This is a genomic window from Methylobacterium sp. 37f (genome assembly GCF_023093475.1).
Taxonomy (GTDB): Bacteria; Pseudomonadota; Alphaproteobacteria; order Rhizobiales; family Beijerinckiaceae; genus Methylobacterium.
Genome location: NZ_JAGHKN010000037.1, coordinates 1 through 20,188, shown reverse-complemented (window position 1 = coordinate 20,188; position 20,188 = coordinate 1). Strand labels below are relative to the sequence as shown.

Here is a 20,188-nt window from a genome sequence, read left to right as displayed (position 1 = left end):
TGCACGTAACGGATATCAACAGGGGCGGACGCACCGGTACCCTGAACGGCTACCACTACACCATTCGTCTAGGGGCTCTGGAGCTTCCCTTGCCTGAGCCCGAGCGAGACGCGGAGGACGTTTGCCAGCTAGCAGTCAGCGCCTGTGATCCGGCAGACCTCGCGAGACATATTCGCTGGATGCCAATGCGCCAGGACATTGAGGTTTTGACCCGCCGCGGAACGGCCATTACGGTTGAGACGATCCGGCTGGGGCAAACGGCATCGGGCGATGCCGCGGGGCGGTAACATGATCGCGACTGAGACAGAGCCAAAGCCATCGCGACCCGGCCGAAACTGGCTCACTTCAAAACCTCCAGTCTTGCGACGCGGCGCAGGCGGAAAGCAATCCGTGTGATGGCTCTCGCAACTTTCCTAAAACGCTTCAAGAAAGATGCGCGCCAGTTTCCAGATCCGATTCCTCCTAAGCCGGAGGCAGCCTCTACTCGGTCTGCGCCAGCCCCAACGGAACCAGCATCTGCTGCGGACGAAACGCTCTCGAGCGAGGCGGTCGCACCGGACGAGACCACGTGGCGGCAGGTGCTCGACCCCGACTGGGAGGCACGGCGCCAAGTGCTCGACTGGAAGGGCCTGCCGAAGATCCACGACTACGTCGCTCGGCTTATGACCGGCCGCTCCACCGCCGAGCGTGGATTGTGGCTCGACTGGACTCTCGACCGCCACCTCGCACCCCTACGCGAGCGCCTCGGTCGCGATCTCAGCCTCGCTTCCTTCGGCTGCGGTCCGGGCGGGATCGAAGAGGCAATCTTGCGCCAGGGAAACTGGCCGCTTTCGAAGATCACGCTTTACGAGTACGACGCGGCCCTGCTCGCGGACGCCCGGCGTAAGATCGAACCGTTTCCGATCGAATCTGAGTTCCTGGCCTTCGATTTCAACCACCCGCCCCCGATCGATCGCAGCTTCGACGTGGTGTTCTTCTGCCACTCGCTCCACCATTGTGCCGACCTCGAACGGTTCCTGCCTTTTCTCAACCGGATCGTTTCGCTGGACGGCCTGATCCTCGGACTCGATTATTTTGGACCGCCGCGCCTTCAGATGGACCGGGATGCCCGCCGGCTCGCCGACGAAATTTTTGCCTACCTGCCTGAGCACCTGCGGCGGAACCTGAAGGCAGAGCAAGACGATCGGATCGACGTGCGCTTGACGCTGCCAACGATCCCGGCGGTGGCCAGCTACGATCCGAGCGAAGCACCCCGCAGCGCCGACCTTCGCTCGATGCTGTTTGCGGCTTTCGACGTGGTCGAGGTGCTGCCAATGGGCGGCACCCTACTGCGAAATCTGCTGGCCGACCGCGCCGGAAACTTCCGCAGTGAGAGCGACATGGCGATCCTCGACCTCACGATGATGATAGAGCGGATCGCGATCGAAACCCGGCTTGTCGCCTCGGACGACCTCTATTTTGTGGTGAAGCCGAGCAATCGGATATGATCGCAACACCCGCTAAGACCGATCAGCGCTCCCAAGCAGTGACGTAGTACGGCGCGTCGCGGGCAGGAGCACGGGCTAAGATCACAGCAACGCTGCGGTTAGCCCCTGACGCTGTGGCGACCGTGACCCGAACGCGGAACGCTGTGCCCCGCGCCGTGGTGATAAGCGGTTGCTGTTTTGGCATTATAACCTTGAGTTGATCGGCCATCGTCGTACGCGGCGCGGAACGAAGGGCCACGACTTGCGCGACGAGGCTTGAAGTCATCTCAGGGAGTGCCATCAGAACCGTTTCCGAGGCTTCCAGCACGTTCACACGGCCCTGTGCGTTGTCGACGGTGAGCAGGGGCGCGAGAGCTGCCACGTCGTCATCCGAAACGTCGGCCACCCAGCGGAGTTCTGACACGGTTCGGAAGCCGTCCTTGCCGCGGCCAACGGGCTTGGCGGCGAGATTGATCTTGGCCGGATCAATGTTTTCAGGCTGCTTGTCCTCGTAGCGGTCGCGCCATTGAACCACGCGGGCAGCGAAGGCCTCCGGCTTCAGCCCGGTCAACCCAGCGGTGCGATAGGCGCCTGCCAGCAGAACGGGATCGGACCAGTTCAAGTCGATCCGGCCGGATTCATCGACCGCGTACAGGGTGATCGTGCCGCCGTCGAGAACGATGCGCTGGTCGCGGATCCGCGCCGTGGAGAGCTTCAATGCGAACAATTCGTGGGCTGCGAGATCGATGCCAGAGCGGACCATCGCTTCCAGTTTCAGGTCGTCGGTGCTGCCGCGGACGCCGTTGATCGCGGAGCGGACCATCAGCGCCGTCCCGCCGGCGAGGCTCAGGAGTAGGGCCATGATGCCGAGCACTGCCACCAGGATAAAGCCGGCCTGCCGGCCACTACGCATCTCAGCGCCCCCCCGTCGCGCCCATGTTGCGCGTCGGCGCACCACTCTTTCCCTGTTCTTCGACCGAGCGCGGATCAAAGCGGCTGCAAAATGATTTTTGCGGCGCAGCGCAGCCCGCCTCTGCCTCAATTCGGAGCGGGACGCGAAGGCTCGACAGGATCTCGCCGCTCGCGGGATCAGTAAATGAAACGCGCACGGCGATCGGCAGCGCCTCGCCCCCTGGCCAGGCATCGAGCACGAGTTCAGGACCGCCAGCACTGGGCGCTACGACATAGGCGAAGCGGACTGGGGCAGGGCCGATGTAGATCGTGTGCGCGGGGGCAAAATCGAGGGCAGCCTCGTCGCGGTCGAGGGGCGAGAGCGACGCCTCGGCGCGAAGGATGGCGCTGCCGTCCTTTGTTTCTGTTCCCTGCAGTCGGATTGCGAAGCTGCTGGGAGGGTGATCCGCGTCGGAGCGGTCTAGAGAAAACAGCATTCGATCTGGCAGCCCTGCGAACACGAAATTCCGTGGGCCGGGACCCGCCCAGCGCGCTCGCGCGATCGATCCTATATCGCGGGCGAGCGCGGAGAGAGCGTGGCTGGCGACATCCATGCGTTCGGTGCGCTCCGCCGTCTGGTCGGCTTGCCGAGACATCAATCCCAGCAGCGACCCGACCGCGACGAGGATTATTGCGCCGATCGCCATCGTCGCTAGAGCCTCAACCAGCAGGAAGCCGGCCGAAGACGGCCGTGCTGGCGCGGCGCGGAAACGCTGTGCTATGCGTGCCGCACGGGCACTCCGGTCACTCCTCAAAGCGAGCGCCCCGGTCGATTACGATCGCGGCGGTCTGCGGATCGACTCGGACCGACAGGATGCCGGCCCGGTCAGCCCGCATCAGGAAGATCTCCCCACCCGACGCCCGCCCGTCCGGTAGGAAGCGGATGCCGTCAAGCGCGGCGCCGGAAACGCGCAGCAGAAGGTTGGCCGGAATAGCGACCACGCCATTCTCGCCGCTGGACAGCACGCGGCCACCGGCTAAATCGACTATGCTCGTCACTGGACGCCCGCTCCTGACTGCCTGGTCGCGGTCGGCTCGGAGGATGGCTATAATTTCGAAACCCTTGACCCGCAGGCTGGTCGCGCTCCCGGAGAACGATACCCGCGGCAGGGAGAGCGCCGCGATCAGACTGATGATCGCCAGGACCAACGTCATCTCGATCAAACTGAAGCCCGCATCTTTCTCGCGGGAGGAGGCGACGACTGGTGTCATGCGCTTATTCGAGAATCCTGACCCTGCGGCGGAAATTCGGCCGCGGGAAATCCGATTAAGAAAGAAGCACTCTCATCCAAGCGCGTCGAATTCGAGGCGTCGCGGGAGACACTCAGATGTAGTGTTCGAAAAAAATACGGTTTAGGTCGAGAGCGATGGCGTCCGCTGGGACAGACAGAGGATCTGTGCCGGGCATGAGCACCACCTTAAAGTGCCCAATTGCTAGCTTTCTGCGTGGGACGCGATCAGTCCACACAAGCCTGGCAGGTCCGAGGCGGTCTAGAGCATCGGTACAATGAGCCACGGTGTACGATACAATCATCGGCTGCCCGATAAACAGAACGTGCTCGAAGCCGCACTCGACGCCCTGCCGGCGTTACGGTTTCAGGTAGAGGTCGCTAGCCGTCAGTGGTTCGAGTAGGTCGGCGTCGCTCAGTGCTGCGAACGTCGAGAGGGCGACAGGTTAAGTTTGACGGGACGGGGGACGGAGCCGCGGCCTGCCGCGAGGAAGAGTGACCGGGCTCCAAGCGCCAGATCGGTGAACGAATATTCGATGGCGAGCGCGATGAAGTCATCGATGCTGTCGTCCAGACATCGGCCGCGTCAAAGCTTAAACAGTAGATCACGACGAAGCGACCGGTGAACTCAGATTTTTCCCGCAAGGCCGAGCGTCGCTGCCCCCAGTTCTTGGATCCCGCACTACCTCGCGGGCGGTTGTGGGTAAGCAGCTCCGCCTCCTGCTCGAACAGGGCATTCCCTGCTGTCGTCAAGGTCGAGAAAACTTAGCACGCCTGGGATGCGTGATAGCAGTTTCGAGTTTCGCGTCCGCACGCCCGTCGCGATCCAGGCCTCAATCTCAACGGGGCATCGCTGTGATCGACGCAGTAGACGACAGAACGTCGCCCGACAGGGTGCAGCACTGCAAAGAACGGCGTTATATCAGCGATATCGGCATTCGCAGGCGTAAGGGAGTCCCATGTAACTCGGAGCTAAGCCTGGCCAGGGCGAGAACCGGGCGGGCACGTACGACTTTGTTGCCGCACCGAAACGCGCCGCCGCGGCGCAGGATCGTCGATTCGGAGAAACGATGCGTCCCGGGTCCTAACCTGCGGATCAGGCCCCGGGACATCTTGACCGCTACGTCACAAGCAACGCTTCAGCCCGATCCCGCATCAGTTCTTGGTTCGGTTCCGGATCATAAACCCGTCATAGGTATACTCGGCGACCTGGAACCAGAGATATTCCTCGCCGCGGAAGGCGCGCAGGCTGTCGATGCCTTTCTTGAAGTCCGGGTTCTTCGCGGAGATCTCGGCGTAGACCTCGTTGGTTGCCTTCAGGGCGGCTTCCATGATCTCGTTCGAATAGGGCCGCAATTGCGCCCCCGTGCCGATGAGGCGGCGCAGAGCGGCCGGGTTCCTGGCGTCGTACTTGGCCAGCATGTCGACATTGGCCGCCATGGCGGCGGCCTGAAGAATGGCCTGGTAGTTCTTCGGCAGGCTCTCCCACTTGGCCTTGTTGATGTAGAAGTGGAGCGTCAGGCCACCTTCCCACCAACCCGGATAGTAGTAGAACGGCGCCACCTTGTTGAAGCCGAGCTTCTCGTCGTCGTAGGGGCCGATCCACTCGGCGGCATCGATGGTTCCACGCTCCAGTGCCGGGTAGATGTCGCCGCCCGCGACCTGCTGCGGAACCGCGCCGAGCTTGGCCATTACCTGTCCGGCGATACCGGCGATGCGCATCTTCAGTCCCTGCAGGTCGGCGACCGTCTTGACCTCCTTACGGAACCAGCCGCCCATCTGCGTGCCGGTGTTGCCGCCGGGCAGCGCGTAGATGTTCTGCTTGGCCATGAACTCGTTGACGATCTCATTGCCGCCGCCGTGGTAGAGCCAGGCGTTCTGCTGGCGGCTGTTCAGGCCGAACGGGACGGCGGCGCCGATGGCGAAGGTCGGGTCCTTGCCGACATAGTAATACCCGGCGGTATGGACCATCTCGACGGTGCCGTTGCTGACCGCATCCGCCGCCTGGAAGGTCCCGACGATCTCGCCCGCGGCGAAGGGCTGGATCACGAACTTGCCGTCGGTGGCATCCGAGACGAACTTCGCGAGCACGTCGGCCGCGCCGTAGATCGTGTCGAGGGATTTCGGAAAGCCGGAACTCAGGCGCCAGCGCACCTCCGGCGCCGACTGGGCGATGGCGGGTGCGGCGACCGTACCCACGGCGACCGAACCGAGCCCGGCATTCTTCAGGAATTCGCGTCTCTTCATGGTTTCCTCCGTGTGTTTCCAGGTCGCACTCTGTGAACGCGGGTGCGGTTCTCCGAACCGATCAGCCTGCGGGCCTGCTCACTCGATCTTCGGGGGACCCAGATCGATCGGCGGCGCATCGTCGCCGGAGCCGGCGCCCAGTCCCTGCAGGTTGTCGAGCTGCTGCTGAACCGCAGCGGGATCCACCTTGGTGCCGCTCGACTTGTAGTGTGTCACCATGCCGGGGAAGAGGATGACCAGGGCGACCATGATGCACTGGATGATCACGAACGGGATCGCCCCGTAATAGATCTGCCCGGTGGTGATCGGCTCCATGCGCTTGCCAGTGACGCGGTCGATGTAGGGCACCTTGGCGGCGACCGAGCGCAGGTAGAACAGGGCGAAGCCGAAGGGGGGATGCATGAAGCTGGTCTGCATGTTCACCCCGAGCATCACCCCGAGCCAAATCAGGTCAATGCCGAGCTTGTCCGCCGCCGGCCCGATCAGCGGGATGATGATGAAGGCCAGCTCGAAGAAGTCGAGAAAGAAGGCCAGCAGGAAGATCAGGATGTTGACGAAGATCAGGAACCCGACCTGGCCGCCGGGCAGGCTGGTCAGCAGGTGCTCGACCCAGACGTGTCCGTTGACGCCGTAGAAGGTCAGCGAGAACACGCGCGCGCCGATCAAGATGAACAGCACGAAGGTCGAGAGCTTGGCCGTGGATTCCGTTGCCTGCTTGACGAGACTAAAGTTCAGGCGAGCCGGGTTGCGGTCAAGGATCCGCTTGATGCCGGCCAGGACCAGGGAGCCGAGCGCCCCCATGGCGCCGCCCTCGGTCGGCGTCGCGATGCCGATAAAGATCGTCCCCAGCACGAGGAAGATCAGCAGCAGGGGCGGCACCATCACGAAGGTGACCTGCTGGGCCATGCGCGAGATCAGGCGTAGGCCAGTCAGGCGCTCAACCAGCCCGACGACCAGGGCATAGAGCGCGCCCGCCGCGGCCAGTTCGGCAAGCAGGCCCCAGGTGCCACCATCGGTGGCCCGGAGGTAGAGGCTGAGCGCGACGAGGGCCGCGGCCAGAATGCCGGAGGCGACAATGCGCTGCGCACCAAGGAAGCGGTTCATCACCGCGCAGACCAGCGCGACCACGGTGGCGATGCAGATCGTCAGGATGACGTAGTCGGCTCCGCCCTTGGTGCCGGTCTGAGTCATCACCGTCATGCCGATCCCGGCGGAGAACAGGACCAAGACCCCCAGCTGCCAGACGCCGCGGGCGCCGTTCTCCTCCCGGAAGCCAATCGCGTCCTTAGGCAGGCCGGGGGCGGCCTTGGGCCAGATCAGGGTGACCAGGAGGACGTAACCGGCATACATGGCCGAAAGGATGAGGCCGGGGACGAAGGCGCCCTCGTACATGTCGCCCACCGAGCGGCCGAGCTGGTCGGCCATGACGATTAGCACCAGGGAGGGCGGGATGATCTGTGCCAACGTGCCCGAGGCCGCGATCACGCCGGTAGCGAGGCGCCGGTCGTAGCCGTAGCGCAGCATGATCGGCAGCGAGATCAGCCCCATGGAGATCACCGAGGCCGCGACTACGCCGGTGGTGGCGGCCAGCAGCGCGCCGACGAAGATTACCGCGTAGGCAAGACCGCCGCGGATGGTCCCGAACAATTGCCCGATGGTGTCGAGAAGGTCCTCGGCCATGCCGGAGCGTTCCAGCACCAGCCCCATGAAGGTGAAGAACGGGACCGCGAGCAGCACCTCGTTCGACATGACCCCGAACACGCGTTCCGGCAGGGCCTGCAGCAGCGGCCAGGACAGGCTGATCGTGTCCGGTGCGTAGGGCGCGAGTTCGACGGCGACCACGAAGAACAGCAGGCCGTTGGCGGCGAGCGCGAAAGCGACCGGGTAGCCGAGGAGCAGGAACACGACGAGCGTCGCGAACATGATCGGCGCGAGATTGTGGGCGATCAACTCGGCGAGCATCGGACCTTGGTGGGTGCGAGGACTGGGGCGGGGGGTGTTGGTCGGTCAGGCCTTCGGCGCAGACTTGAGCGCAGGGTTCGGTGCAGGCTTCGGACCCGCCTTCGGATCGACCGCGAAAGCGGCCTTCGCCGGTTCGCCAGCGAGTTCCGCCACGAGGCGCTCAGCCTCGGATTCTGCGGCGGCGTGGTGGCCGCCCGCGTTCGTCCGATCCTCGATCCGCCCGGATAGGATCAGCAGGCGCTTGATCAGCTCCGAGAGCCACTGCAGCCCGAGCAGGACGAAGCCCAAGAGTATCAAGCCCTTGGCCGGCCAGATCAGCAGGCCACCGGCATTGGTCGAGACCTCGGCGGAGTTGAAGGAGTTCAGGAAGAACGGCGTCGTCAGCCAGATCATCACCGCCAGGAACGGCAGCAGGAAGAACAGGTGCCCGAACACGTCAACGAGGTCGCGCCCGCGCTTCGACAGACGGCTTGAGACGATGTCGATGCGAATGTGTTCGTTGTCCTTGAGCGTCCAGGCGGCGCACAGCATGAACACGGCGCCGAACAGGTACCACTGCAATTCGAGCCAGGCGTTGGAGGAGGTGCCGAACAGCTTGCGCACGATCGCGTTCAGAGTGGACACGATCACCGCAGCCACGATCGCCCATGCGGCGAGCTTGCCGATGCGCTCGTTCAGCGCGTCGATCCAGTGGCTCAAGCGGAGCATGGGCGTCCTCCTCGTGGGGTCATTGTTCGACGCCCTTACGTCTGCTTCCTAGCGCGAAGCTGGGCCGAGTTCAGCACGCGATGAGAGATTTTACAGTCTTTGTTACATGCGCCCGCGTCTAAACCGCGGCCTCGCGCGTCCCGGCATCCGAATCGCGACGGGCATGGGCCGCGAGGATAAGGACGAGGGCCCCGGTGAGCATGCAGGCGCCCGAGCCGAGCAGGACGCCGATCTTCGTCTCGGCCTCCAGTTCGGGTCGGCCGGCAAACGCCAGCAGGCCGACGAACAGGCTCATGGTGAAGCCGACGCCGCACAGGAGCGACAACCCGTAGATCTGCCACCAGCCGGCATGGGCCGGGCGCTGCGCCAGACCGAGCTTGACCGCGGCGAGGATCGCCCCGAACACGCCGGCCTGCTTGCCGACGAACAGGCCCAGGGCCACGCCGAGCGTCACCGGATCGAGCAGCATCCCGGCCGACATGCCCGCGAACGAGACGCCCGCATTGGCGAAGCCGAACAGCGGCAGCACGAGGTAGGCGGACCACGGGTGGATGGCGTGTTCCAGCGTGTGCAGGGGCGAGGTCGGATCGTCCGGCTCGCCGAGGCTGAGGCGCAGCGGAATCGTCAGGGCCAGCAGCACCCCCGCGATGGTGGCGTGGATGCCGGACTTCAGCACCAGGAACCACAGCACGGCGCCGAGGACGAGATAGGGCGTCAGGCGGCTCACCCCGGCCTTGTTCATCCCGAACAGCACGGCGAACACGAGTGCCGCGCCGCCCAGCATCGGCAGCGACAGGTCGGCGGTGTAGAACGCCGCGATGATGAGGACCGCCCCGAGGTCGTCGATGATGGCGAGCGCGGTCAGGAAGATCTTGAGCGAGACGGGCACGCGCGATCCCAGCAGGGCGAGCACGCCGAGCGCGAAGGCGATGTCGGTGGCGGTCGGGATCGCCCAGCCGCGCAGGGTCTCGGGCGAGTGCCGGTTGACCGCGACGTAGACCAGGGCCGGGGCGACCATGCCGCCCAGCGCGGCAATGCCGGGCAGGATGCGGTCCGGCCAGGTCCGCAGGCGCCCGTCGAGAACCTCACGCTTGATCTCCAGGCCGACCAGCAGGAAGAACAGCGCCATCAGGCCGTCATTGACCCAGTGCAGCACGCTGAGGCCGCCGACATAGGTCTTGAGGACGGCGAAGTACGCGTCGGACCAGCCGGAATTCGCGATGGCGAGGGCCAGGGCCGCGCTCGCCATCAGGATCATCCCGCCGCTGGCTTCACTGGTCAGGAAGCTGCGCAGGACCGAGGCGGGGCGAAAGCGACGCGGCGCCGGCAGAGGCGTGGGTAGGGGCGCGGGCAGGGACATGGGCGCAGGTCTCCGTCGCTGGCGGCCCGACCAGCGCTGAAGCCTGCGGGTCCGACCCTCCGGACCCTGCACCCGAAGGGTTCTATGGCATCGGCAGACCGTATCCCGCAACCCGTCGCGCCCATCGACCAGGCGGATGCGCAGGCCCGGCATCCCGGGCGCCCGAAAAGAGCGGGCGACCCGACGCTGCGGTGAAGGCGACTTTCGGCTGCCGAGGCCTGGAGGGCCATTCGCGGCGGGCGCGTCTCTGGATACCGGTCTCGCGAGGCCGGATCTCAGTTCGTGCGCCGCGACAGCGAGATCGCGTAGGCCGGCGAGCGGATGGCGAACATCGGGTCGTCGGCGGGGCCGGCCACGCCCGCGGGCAGATCGACCACCGGATCGAAGGTGGCCCCGTCGCAGGTCGCCGCCGGCTCCAGGGCGGCGATCGACAGGGTGCCGAGCTTGACCGACTTCCGATCCGCCTCCGGCCATTGTGCCGTCGGGTCGGCGGTCGGGTCGCCGGCCTCGCCGAGGACGGCCACAAGGTCGAAGCTGGCCGGCCCCTGTGCGAGACGCTCCTTCAGTTCGTCGGCGTAGAAGGCGTCGGGCTTGGCCTTGGCCTCGTCGTCGGAGAGGCCGAGCTGGCCGGCCGCCGCCACGGTCTTGAGCTTGGCCACGGTCGCCGTCCCCTTGGCGTCGGTGAGCGTGTAGGCGTGGACGCCCCAGTAATCGACCCCGGCATAGCTCGCCGGCACCGGGCGCGCGTTCAACCAGGCAGCCTGGCGGGTCGTCTCGGGGTTGGCCGCCGCGAACGCCTTGATCTTGTCGGCATCGGGTTTGCCATCCGGCCCGGGCGCCCGCACGGTGGCGAAATCGAGCAGTTGCTGCGGGGTCTTCGTGCCGAAGACCGGCGCCGAGATGAACACGAACACCATGTCGCCCGACGGGTCGCCGATCCGCATGGAGAAGCCGCGCGTCACCGGCTTGGCCTTGTCCGACACCTTCGGGTTGCTACCCCCCATAGAGAAGCGGGCCGTCACCGGCAGGGGCTTCCCGGTGCCGTCCTTGCTGAAGTGCGGGGCCTTGGACAGGCCCGACGCCTCCGCCGAGGGCGTGAAGCTGCCTCGGACGCACACGCCCTTGGCTCCGCTTCCGCGCACGTTCGGCTGGTTGCCGCCGGCCTTGAAGAGGGCATCCACGATGGCCTGCGTCTCGGGTTCGGCGACCGCAGTCGTTGCCCAGGCGAGACCGGCGACGCAGCCGAGACGGAACAGGTTCGATGTCATCGTATCGCCAGCCTCGCAGGAACGATTGGTCTCGGGGAGAGCCGAAGCGGGCCTCCAAGGGCCAACCCTGGAAGGATCAGCTCTCGGCGGCCCACTCGGATGAGGGCCTAGAAGCCGCTGAACTTGTAGTTCAGACCGGCGCGGACGATGTTGCCCTCCGTCGTGAAGCGGCTGGTGTAGGAGCCGTTGACGGGCGCTGCGCCGGTGAAATTGACCAGCACGTTCCGTGAGCCGAGATCGTAGCGCAGGTACTCGACCTTCATCGTCACAGCGCTCGACCGGAAGACATTGAACATGCTGTCGGTCGCGAGCGCGTACTCGATGCCGCCGCCATAGGTGTAGCCGGTCTCGATGTCGCTGAAGGTGCCGGCATAGGCCAGGGGACGGGCCGCGGCGTTGCCGAAGAACTGCGCGTCGTAGCTCACGTTGCCGTAGGCGAAGCCGCCGGTTCCATAGATCATGAACCGGTCGAAGGCGTAGCCGACGCGACCGCGCACGGTGCCGAGGAAATCGAGGCTCTGACGGAAGGTCGAGGGATCGTTGAGGGCGCTCAGGTACGAGCGGGTGCGGGACAGGTCGGTATAGGCCGCATCCGCCTCGAGACCGATGACGAAGCCAGAGCCGGGCGTCAGCTGGACATTATAGCCAACCTGTCCGCCGCCCGTGAAACCCTCCTGCTCCGAGCGGATCGCCGGCGTCCGGCGCAGGGAGGCCACGTTGCCGACCGTGCTGGTGTTGAAGGGGGCCGCGACGGGCGCAGCGCCGGGACCATTGTTGCCGATCGTCCGGACGGTCTGATCCTCGGAGAAGGCGTAGCCGGCATTGATGCCGAAATAGGCGCCGGTCCAGGTGAACACCGGAATGGGCGTGAACACCGGCGGGGGTGCCTCCCGGCGAGGAAGATCGGCGGCCGCGGCAGCGCTGGTGAGAAGCGCAGCGGCACTGCCGGCAAGGAGCAGCGTCTTGAGCATCGCGAGGGCTTTCCTATTCAGGACGTCCGGGCTGGCAGGACGGCGCCCGACCAAACCCGGCATACCTTTCACTCGAAGAGCCTGCATAGATCTGACGACGCCTATCGCGGCGACTTACCAGTCAATCGCACGCTTTCGCTAGTGATCGTGGTTTAGGCGCAACATAAAACCGTGCTTACGATCCGGCATGACATTTTCGTGAAGCGGGATTAAATCCAAAAGTCCATCCGCTCACGGACCGAATAGGGTTTGCGTCCCCTCGTCGCTCTCCCAAATGCTTCTCAAACCTGTCCGGGCAAGATCAGACCAAGTGCAGCGGGAGGTTGATCAGGATGGATCGACCCGCGTCGGCTCTACCCTGCGACGGCGGCCGGGCGTGCCCTGTAGGGATTCGCTCGACTGCTCTGCCCCTTCGAACGTCGCGGGCCCGAAGGTCGCTCACGCGAAGACTGGCAGGACCATCACGCGGGGTCCTGGACGATCGCCCAGGGCCCCGGCGCCGCCTCAGCCCTTCTTCTTGTAGGCCTGGATTGCGTTCTGGCATCCCGGCGACAGCTTCGACATGTTCTTCTGGAAACAGGCCTGTGTCTCGGGACCATCCTCGGGCGGCAGCCCGGCACAGAAAGTGGTGAAGTCGCCGGCGCATTGCTGCTGCAGCACGGCCTTATCCTCGGCGCCCATCGGTGCAGCCATTGCGGTACCGGTAGCAGTGGCCACCAGGACCAAGCTCAACCCGAAACGTCCCATCGTCATCTGCTCCCACGACCTCGACCGATGCAGGTCGGAGGCGAGAACGCCGGCGCGGCGATAACCGTTGCACGTTCGGGCAGGAAGGGGAGGGGATGGAGCAAAAACCCGTACGTTCCCGAGGGTGAAGTAACGGACGGACCGGTCAGGCAAAGGTTGCCCGCACCGCCGAACCCTGGATTTCAAACCCAATCGGCCGGACTGACGTCCGGCCGATTGCGGAAGCGGCACAGGCTCGCATCATCGAGTCCGCCCGTCGCCGGGAAGCCGCGGCAGCGTGACAATCGCGCGCCATCGCGGCCGTCACGCCCGCCGGCCCGTCAGAGGTATCGCGTCCCCGGCTTAGACGACGAACGTGCCCGCATGGTCCGGAGCGTAGAACGCGATCCCCTCGAACCTGTAGTCCTGGTTGGTGGCGATCACCTGATCGCGTTCACCTTCCGAGGCGGTGAAGAAGTGCCCGCCGGTCTTCGTGTTGAAGAAGCGGTAGACCTCCTCCGTCGCCGCGCCCTTGTCCACCACGAAATCGTAGAAGCCCACGCCTTCCAACCTGTAGTCCTGGTTGGTGGCGATCACTTGGTCACGCTCGCCTTCCGACGTGGTGAAGAAGTGCCCGCCGGTCTTCGTATTGAAGAAGCGGTAGACCTCTTCCGTCGCCGCACCCTGGTCCGTGGCAAAGCCGCCAAAGCCGATGCCTTCGGGCCGCAGATCAGGACGGGTGGACAGCACCTGTGCGTTTTCCCCGGCCGAGATCGTGAAGAAGTGCCCGCCGGTCTGCATGTTGAAAAACCGGTTCACGCCTTCGGCCGTAAACGTAGCGACTTCGGTGTTGCCCCCAAACCCGTTGACATTGAACGCTGCCGTATCGAAGGTCTTGTAAAGACCCGTACTCCCGCCAGACTGGCCACCATTGGTATAGGAAGCGCTTGCGCCGCTCACCGTGGCGCCATTGTACGTGAAACTATCAACATACAGGTTCCGGTCGCCGCCCGTGGTGTTAGCAATGTCATTCAGAAACGTGACGGAAATCTGCTGAGCATTGCTGAAATCGCCGGCAAAGCTGAAATCCTGAAAGCGGCCTGCAATATGTGACGCCGTGGCGGTCAGCACATCCCCATAAATCACGCCGTTTATTTTAATCACGAATTCTGCATCGGCCTGGAACTGAAACTTATCTTCCGAAACACGGAAAGTAAACGTATCTGCCATGGCAGTATACAACCTTTGATTTGCGAGCCCGATTACGCTTGGGGCTCAAGTTGATCATCGTGAGTACGGTATTCCTTAATATTAATTTTTTGCAAGCTTGAAACGAGGTTTTGGATCGGTTCGACACCAAATGGTGATGACGGCGACCAGGGAGATCGCTGCGGCGTATTTGCGGATAGGCGTGCCGTCGCACGTGGCACGTCAACGGAAGTCCGGGGCGGCTGGCGATCACCTCGCCGTACGCTCACAGTGCCTGTCAGATTCGATTCAGCGCTTGCGGCCACGCTTGCTGGAGATCAGCGGCGTGATGCCAACCTCTCGCAGGCCGATGCGTCGCCGGCCGGCGTGATCGCTCTTCATCGGCGGCCGGGCACCGTATCCGGACGAACGGCCGCGCCAGCGCGGACCCAGCACCGAACACGCCATGTGCAGGCCGCAACGGATCAAGCGGCGGGTTGGTGTTCGCCCAGGATGCGGCCGCACAAGGCCGCGTCGAAGTCGAAGGCCTGGGCCCGAAACCGAAGCGCGAGGTCGCGGTCCTGCGCGGCGACGAGATGACTCGCGGCCGCGTAAGCGATGGCCGAAACCTGCCGCAACCGCGCGGTGTCGCTCCGATCGACGAACGCCAGGATTTCTTCGATGCTCGCCTCGAGGTCCCAGGCCGTGTTCGTGAGGCGGGCTCCGCTGACGGCGGCGGCACAATGCGAGAAGAAGCTGACGGCCGGCGCGAAGATCTGCCGAGCCTTCGAGAGAAGCAGCAGGTCCGTCGCCGCACGCTGGTTCTCGGTCAGGTCGAGTCCGACGCTCGAGGCGACGCGGGTCCTTCCGTAACGATCGCTGAATCGACGCACCACATCCTCGTCTTCCGTACAGACCAGGATGTCGCCCGAGAAACTCGACGTGTCGATCTGCCGGAAGAACGCCTTCAAGGGCGTGTAGCGCTGCAGGATCTGAACCATCCCGTCATGGACGAGATGCTCCAGGTCGCCGCGATTGACCACGTCGAGAATATCACCTCGGCGGACATGAACCGCGGTGCAGGTCGGAAGGTCGATACGCCTCCCGACGAGGCCGACGGCGTCACGGACCGGCGCGCTCCAGTTCACCGCCGACCACGCGGCGGCCAGGGCGCTCCCCAGGTCGACCTCTGTGGACAGGAAGTCGATGAGCGGACCTGGAAAATCGTAGAGCAGCTCCTCGGACTCCTCCAGGGCAGCAAGCAGCTCCTCACGGCTCAGACCGGCGAGCGCATCTCTAGAATAATACAGGCTTCGAAGCCTGATGTGCGCGGCCTCTTCGCTGGTCAGGATCTCTCCGCGAAGACCTGGATCGAGATCGGTGAACATGGCTCGATCAGCAAAGATCTCGAGCAGATATCTGGGATGCATCAGCACGTAATCGGCATAGATACTCGCGCCGCCCAGCGGCGACCAGATCACCTTGAGCGGCAGGTCGACCTGTTGCGCCAGGATGCGGGCATAGAGCGCCGAGAGCATCCGGGTGCCAAGGCCATCGCCGCGGGCCGTGTAGATTGCTTTCATTCGACGTCCATGAACTCAAGATTTAAGACCGGTGATGATGACATGTCGCGGCGGCTCCGCTCGCTAATGCCAGCGCAGGGCGCCCAACATCGAGCAGCCTGCTCGGCGGCGAAAGCAGGCCACGTCCTGTAGCGTGATCTTGGATCGGTAGCCCTTTCCGAAGCGGAGACACGCCGTCATGACCCGGAATCTCAAAACTACAAGGCCTCCCAAACTGCGCCCGCTTTGGGCCAGTCTTCAAACCCTCCGGACGTTATGGCAAGAGCGGGCGACGGCCGCCCGAACCGCGCACCGTGGACAATCCTCATACGAGGGAAATCGGCGCCCCCCCAACGTCACCGAGTTGACCAGATCCTCTGAGAAACTGATGTCGAACCGTGCACTAAAGAGGCATCGCGGCGCCTACGCCTCAGAATGACCGATACGAGGGATGCAGATCGACTGGGGTTGCCGAAGGGGATGTGGCCGATGCACATCTCAGCCACGTCTCGCGCGGCCAAACAACGAGCCGAATAATGCCGATGATCGAGTCATCAGAACTGATTGTGAATTGCAAGGTGCGTTTCTGATGTTTTTTGGCAGAAAAAAACGTGCGTCGAAGCCACCCGTTGACCCGGCGCTGGTTGCGGCAGTCGAAAATTCCAACCTGTTTGATCCGGAATGGTACGTCCAAACCTATCCTGAAGTTTCGAAGTTCGCGTCTGGTCCGTTGGGTCACTTCTGTGAATATGGCATCTTCGAACATCGAGATCCCGGACCAAATTTTGATACAGCCCGGTATTTGGCAGCGCATCCGGATAACGAGGCGGTACGCCGCGCACCCTTCCTCCATGCTTTGTCGACGCCACACATCGATCACGAGCGTCCATCTTGGCTCTCTGACAACATCACGACATTCACGTATCTACTGAAACGAAGTAAACTTTTCAATGAGACCTTCTATCTTACTGAGAACCAAGACGTAGTAAAGATCGGGATGGCCCCTCTCGACCATTTCGTTGATTACGGAGCTGATGAAGGTCGCGACCCCGGCCCTGATTTCGAGAGCGATTTCTATGCCGAGACCTATCCTGAATTTTCGACGTACACCCGAAGTCCAATCGAGCATTACCTTCGAATCGGTCAACGACAGGGGAACGCCGCCAAAGGACTGCCGAAATATCAGCGGTGGGTGGATGCCTTTGATACTCTGTCACGGCCCGATCTTGACAGGGTCGCAGCGGACGCCAAGGCCATCGTCGCGTCGCACATAACCTGTCTCCACCGTCTCGACGCCGAAGGCTACACGCACATCGGGGCGATCATCGCCGGATATCAGAACCAGATCACGCTGGAGGTCCAGGTCCGTTTCCTGCGCGGCCCAGGCATCGGCGACGCAGCCTGGAACGCTTGCAAGGCCGAGCATGCCAAGCAGGGAGAGATCGACTTCGTTGCCGACGTTGCCTCCGTCCTGGAGGCCCTGTCCGAGGGCGACCTGCTCCTGCTCTGCAGCGGCGCCTCGACCCTGCGGCCGCACGCCAGCACCGTCTTCGCGCTAGCACTGGAATCCGACGGTGTAACCGGTGCCTATGCCGACCACGATCACTGCGACCGAGCCGGCACGCGATGCCATCCGGTTTTCAAGCCGGCGATGTCTCCGGAATTCATGCGCCGAACTCCCTACGCCGGGTCGGTGATCGGCCTGCCAGTCACCTCGAAGACGCCTGAGCTTTTGCTGCGAAGCCTTCTCCGGACAGGTTCCCTCGAGCAGACCGGTGCCGACCTGCTCCTGGACGCGGATGCGCGACAGGTCGTCCACATCCCTCTAATTCTCTCACACGTTCTCACGGCTCCAGCGCGCAGCCCCGAGCTCTTCTACGAACCGATCCGGCAGGGCGCTCCGGTGCAATCCGACGCTCCGTCGGCGAACCTCGAGCCGGCCGGTGTGCCCCGCGTCGGAATCGTCATTCCTACGAGAGACCAGGTCGACCTGCTTAAGGAGTGCATCGACAGTATTCTGACCAAAACAGACTATCCTGCGGCAGCGTTCGACATCGTGATCGTCGACAATGGCTCGGTCGAGGCGGAGACGATCTCCTACCTGACGAAGCTCTCGGCAGAACGGACAGCCACGATCGTTCCGGCTCCCGGTCCGTTCAACTTTGCCACAATCTGCAATGCCGGCGCCGCTGCCATTGCGTGTGACATCGTTATCTTCCTGAATAACGACATGAGCGTCATCCGGGGCGATTGGATTCGGCACCTGGTGTCGCTCGCGGTGCTTCCAGACGTCGGAGTTGTGGGCGCAAAACTCTTATACCCGGACGGCACAATTCAGCACGGCGGTGTCGTTCTCGGCATTCAGGGTGTCGGCGCTCACCGGCTAGTCGGGATCGACCACAAGGAAGCGGATGCCTTCGACGTGACGCGCGAGATGTCGGCCATCACGGGAGCCTGTTTGGCGATTCGCCGAGAGCTTTTCGAAGCGTTCGGCGGGTTCGATCCCGCTCTCAAGGTGGCTTTCAACGATGTGAAGCTGTGCATCGAAGCACGTCAAGCCGGCTATCGGAACCTCTACGTGAGTGACGCGCTGCTGTTTCATCATGAGTCGAAGTCGCGCGGCTTCGATCAGTCGGCGATCAAGCAGGCAAGAAACAACCGCGAGGCGATCTACGTCCGCGACCGGTATCCGGGTCTCTTCCAAGACGACCCTTACTATAACCCGAACCTGTCCCTCCAGCAGATCGGCAAGCTCGCGACCCCGCCGCGCTCAATCCAACCCTGGCGGAGAAGCGCACCGGGGCAGCCGCGCGTCCTACTTCTCAGTCGTGTCCACGGTCTCGGCCACGGCGTGGCCATGGTGGTGGCGGAACAAGCGGCCTTTCTGCGTCACCGCGGATGGCACGTCTTCGTAGGCGGCCCGAAGACCAGCCACGACATCAAGTATCCCGGCTGTGAGCGCGTCGACTGCCTGAACGAACGGGACGCCGCCGCTTTCGCGATCACCGCGGGCATCGATTGCGTCATCGCGCACACGCCGCCGTTCTTTTCCATCACGCGGTATCTCGGGCGCCGACCGTTCGTCTACTTCGTCGATCACGGCGAACCGCCGCCGCACCTTTTTCCTGACGCAGAGGGGCGGCTGTCCATTGATTGGGAAAAGCGGCTCTGCGCGCCGCTTGCGCGTCGGGTCTTCACGATTTCGCAGACCATCAAGGATCAACAATACCGGAAAGACGCGATCGTCATCCGAAACGGCAACAGTCATCTGTCGACTTGGTCCGATGACTGGTCACGCGAGCGTAGGGAACTGCGGAGAAAGTTCGGTTTCGAAGGACGCTTCGTCGTTTTCAACGTCGCGCGCTTTGGCGAAGCTGAGCGTCACTACAAAGGCATCGACAGCTATATGGAACTTGCCGCCGAAGCGCAGTTCCATGCTGACCCACAAGGCGCCTCACCACTCTTCGTCCTGGCCGGCCGTGGGAATACATCTGATGAAGCCTACGTAAGCGCGGCAGGAATCGTCGTCTTTACGAATGTGTCCGACGCGGAGATGGCCGAGCTCTATGCGGCGGCCGATCTGTTCGTCAGCCTCTCGCGATGGGAAGGATACAATCTGTGTATCGGCCAAGCCCGCGCGATGGGTTTGCCGGTCGTTGCCTCCGGCATCGAGGCACATCGTGAGTTTGAAGTTGAAACAGCAAACTCACTACCTTCGCTTGTTCAAAAAGTTTCCGAGCACGTGTCATGCTGGAGCGAGAATGAGCTGCACCGCAATGTGCTGGTCGAACCTTGGAATCGTCCTCTGACGTTAATGAGCGACACAATTGAAGCTGACTTGCATGATGCTGGTGCCGCGCGATGGTTTCGCTTTGCTGGCGACATTGGGTGATGGAGGTCTACAGCTGGTCCCGTGAGCGGTGCGGCGGTTGCGGCGCTGATCGTCAATCGGCGCGCAAGAGAGTTTCTGACTCACTTTCGGTGCAGGCGGGTTGATGGATCTCCGTTTCGGCCGTCGGAGTTCATGCTATGCCCCGCAGGGAACCAGAAGATTCAATCAGGAGACGCTTGCCTCACGCCCCCCAATCAGAGAGGGCGTCTAGGAGGCAGAGGTCACCTGGATGTGCGCTGGCGCCGCCGGACGACGATGTGGGTCTAGACGCCATTCGTCGCCGGCTACAGTGAATCCACATCGCGCCCAGAGGTCCCGACACAACAGATTCGACGGCGTTTCCACAAACGTGGCCTTTACGGCCTCGTCTTTGGGGATCGTGCTTAGGATCGTGGCGAGGGCAGCCATCTCGACGTCGAGGCCGTTCACCCGGCAGCTCATTACGAACTGGTCGATGTTCCGGTCCGATCGCAGGCATACCCCCACCAGGCCATAGCTGGTCAGGCGATCGCGAACCTCGAAGGCGTCCAGGGTCATGCCGGCGTCCATCGCCGCCTTGATCGCATCGGCCGACCACCGCCGCCCCGTCGTGTTGAACTGGTTGGTTTTATTGATGAGTTCGAAAGCCCTCGCGAACCGAGCCGAACCATAGGACACC

The 20,188-nt window shown here is 63.4% G+C and carries 14 protein-coding genes and 1 pseudogene; 2 read left to right on the top strand and 13 right to left on the bottom strand.

The features are described 5' to 3' along the window. Window positions 1-578: 578 nt before the first annotated feature. On the top strand, window positions 579-1,487 hold the full coding sequence (locus J7U37_RS20015; RefSeq protein ID WP_247636849.1) for a class I SAM-dependent methyltransferase: 909 nt from the start codon (window positions 579-581) through the stop codon (window positions 1,485-1,487). A 22-nt stretch (window positions 1,488-1,509) separates the two neighbouring features. Here the strand turns inward: J7U37_RS20015 and J7U37_RS20010 are convergent, their stop codons facing one another. The 12 genes from J7U37_RS20010 to J7U37_RS19955 form a co-directional block, all read right to left on the bottom strand. Next, window positions 1,510-2,379 carry a type II secretion system protein GspK gene (locus tag J7U37_RS20010; protein ID WP_056480942.1) on the bottom strand — a complete coding sequence of 290 codons (870 nt, stop codon included), beginning with the start codon at window positions 2,377-2,379 and terminating at the stop codon, window positions 1,510-1,512. Window position 2,380: 1 nt separating this feature from the next. After that, window positions 2,381-3,064: a prepilin-type cleavage/methylation domain-containing protein gene (locus J7U37_RS20005; protein WP_247636848.1), complete on the bottom strand. Its 684-nt coding sequence runs from the start codon at window positions 3,062-3,064 to the stop codon at window positions 2,381-2,383. 97 nt (window positions 3,065-3,161) lie between these two features. Further along, complete coding sequence (locus J7U37_RS20000) at window positions 3,162-3,629, bottom strand: GspH/FimT family pseudopilin (protein WP_247636847.1); 468 nt, start codon at window positions 3,627-3,629, stop codon at window positions 3,162-3,164. Window positions 3,630-4,801: 1,172 nt separating this feature from the next. Continuing rightward, window positions 4,802-5,893 carry a TRAP transporter substrate-binding protein gene (locus tag J7U37_RS19995; protein ID WP_247636846.1) on the bottom strand — a complete coding sequence of 364 codons (1,092 nt, stop codon included), beginning with the start codon at window positions 5,891-5,893 and terminating at the stop codon, window positions 4,802-4,804. A 78-nt stretch (window positions 5,894-5,971) separates the two neighbouring features. Then, entirely contained in the window at window positions 5,972-7,855 is a 1,884-nt protein-coding gene (locus J7U37_RS19990; RefSeq protein WP_247636845.1) for a TRAP transporter large permease subunit, read from the bottom strand. Between the two features lie 45 nt (window positions 7,856-7,900). Then, window positions 7,901-8,563 carry a TRAP transporter small permease subunit gene (locus J7U37_RS19985; RefSeq protein ID WP_247636844.1) on the bottom strand — a complete coding sequence of 221 codons (663 nt, stop codon included), beginning with the start codon at window positions 8,561-8,563 and terminating at the stop codon, window positions 7,901-7,903. A 118-nt stretch (window positions 8,564-8,681) separates the two neighbouring features. After that, on the bottom strand, window positions 8,682-9,923 hold the full coding sequence (nhaA, locus tag J7U37_RS19980) for a Na+/H+ antiporter NhaA (RefSeq protein ID WP_056184454.1): 1,242 nt from the start codon (window positions 9,921-9,923) through the stop codon (window positions 8,682-8,684). Between the two features lie 275 nt (window positions 9,924-10,198). After that, a complete protein-coding gene (locus tag J7U37_RS19975) occupies window positions 10,199-11,191 on the bottom strand; it encodes a catalase family peroxidase (protein WP_247636843.1) in 993 nt (330 codons plus the stop codon). Window positions 11,192-11,298: 107 nt separating this feature from the next. Continuing rightward, complete coding sequence (locus tag J7U37_RS19970; protein WP_247636842.1) at window positions 11,299-12,162, bottom strand: porin family protein; 864 nt, start codon at window positions 12,160-12,162, stop codon at window positions 11,299-11,301. Window positions 12,163-12,666: 504 nt separating this feature from the next. After that, the gene (locus J7U37_RS19965; protein ID WP_247636841.1) at window positions 12,667-12,915 is read right to left on the bottom strand and encodes a hypothetical protein; all 249 of its coding nucleotides are present in this window, start codon (window positions 12,913-12,915) and stop codon (window positions 12,667-12,669) included. A gap of 336 nt (window positions 12,916-13,251) precedes the next feature. Then, the gene (locus J7U37_RS19960; RefSeq protein WP_247636840.1) at window positions 13,252-14,118 is read right to left on the bottom strand and encodes a carbohydrate-binding domain-containing protein; all 867 of its coding nucleotides are present in this window, start codon (window positions 14,116-14,118) and stop codon (window positions 13,252-13,254) included. Window positions 14,119-14,561: 443 nt separating this feature from the next. After that, window positions 14,562-15,659, bottom strand: a complete 1,098-nt coding sequence (locus J7U37_RS19955) for a hypothetical protein (RefSeq protein ID WP_247636839.1) — start codon at window positions 15,657-15,659, stop codon at window positions 14,562-14,564. Between the two features lie 430 nt (window positions 15,660-16,089). Here J7U37_RS19955 and J7U37_RS19950 point away from each other — a divergent pair, with 430 nt between their 5' ends. Beyond that, window positions 16,090-19,530 (top strand): glycosyltransferase, encoded by a 3,441-nt coding sequence (locus tag J7U37_RS19950; RefSeq protein ID WP_247636838.1) that lies wholly within the window; start codon window positions 16,090-16,092, stop codon window positions 19,528-19,530. A 207-nt stretch (window positions 19,531-19,737) separates the two neighbouring features. Here J7U37_RS19950 and J7U37_RS19945 read toward each other — a convergent pair. Further along, window positions 19,738-20,188, bottom strand: a pseudogene (locus J7U37_RS19945) (hypothetical protein); the annotation flags it as partial.

Excerpts from the sequence above, each read along its gene's own strand:
- J7U37_RS19975 (WP_247636843.1), bottom strand. The coding sequence starts at position 11,191 with ATGACATCGAACCTGTTCCGTCTCGGCTGCGTCGCCGGTCTCGCCTGG.
- J7U37_RS19960 (WP_247636840.1), bottom strand. The coding sequence starts at position 14,118 with ATGGCAGATACGTTTACTTTCCGTGTTTCGGAAGATAAGTTTCAGTTC.
- J7U37_RS19985 (WP_247636844.1), bottom strand. The coding sequence starts at position 8,563 with ATGCTCCGCTTGAGCCACTGGATCGACGCGCTGAACGAGCGCATCGGC.
- J7U37_RS19950 (WP_247636838.1), top strand. The coding sequence starts at position 16,090 with ATGCAGATCGACTGGGGTTGCCGAAGGGGATGTGGCCGATGCACATCT.
- J7U37_RS20000 (WP_247636847.1), bottom strand. The coding sequence starts at position 3,629 with ATGACACCAGTCGTCGCCTCCTCCCGCGAGAAAGATGCGGGCTTCAGT.
- J7U37_RS19995 (WP_247636846.1), bottom strand. The coding sequence starts at position 5,893 with ATGAAGAGACGCGAATTCCTGAAGAATGCCGGGCTCGGTTCGGTCGCC.
- J7U37_RS20010 (WP_056480942.1), bottom strand. The coding sequence starts at position 2,379 with ATGCGTAGTGGCCGGCAGGCCGGCTTTATCCTGGTGGCAGTGCTCGGC.
- J7U37_RS19955 (WP_247636839.1), bottom strand. The coding sequence starts at position 15,659 with ATGAAAGCAATCTACACGGCCCGCGGCGATGGCCTTGGCACCCGGATG.
- J7U37_RS19965 (WP_247636841.1), bottom strand. The coding sequence starts at position 12,915 with ATGACGATGGGACGTTTCGGGTTGAGCTTGGTCCTGGTGGCCACTGCT.
- J7U37_RS20005 (WP_247636848.1), bottom strand. The coding sequence starts at position 3,064 with ATGGCGATCGGCGCAATAATCCTCGTCGCGGTCGGGTCGCTGCTGGGA.
- nhaA (WP_056184454.1), bottom strand. The coding sequence starts at position 9,923 with ATGTCCCTGCCCGCGCCCCTACCCACGCCTCTGCCGGCGCCGCGTCGC.
- J7U37_RS19990 (WP_247636845.1), bottom strand. The coding sequence starts at position 7,855 with ATGCTCGCCGAGTTGATCGCCCACAATCTCGCGCCGATCATGTTCGCG.
- J7U37_RS19970 (WP_247636842.1), bottom strand. The coding sequence starts at position 12,162 with ATGCTCAAGACGCTGCTCCTTGCCGGCAGTGCCGCTGCGCTTCTCACC.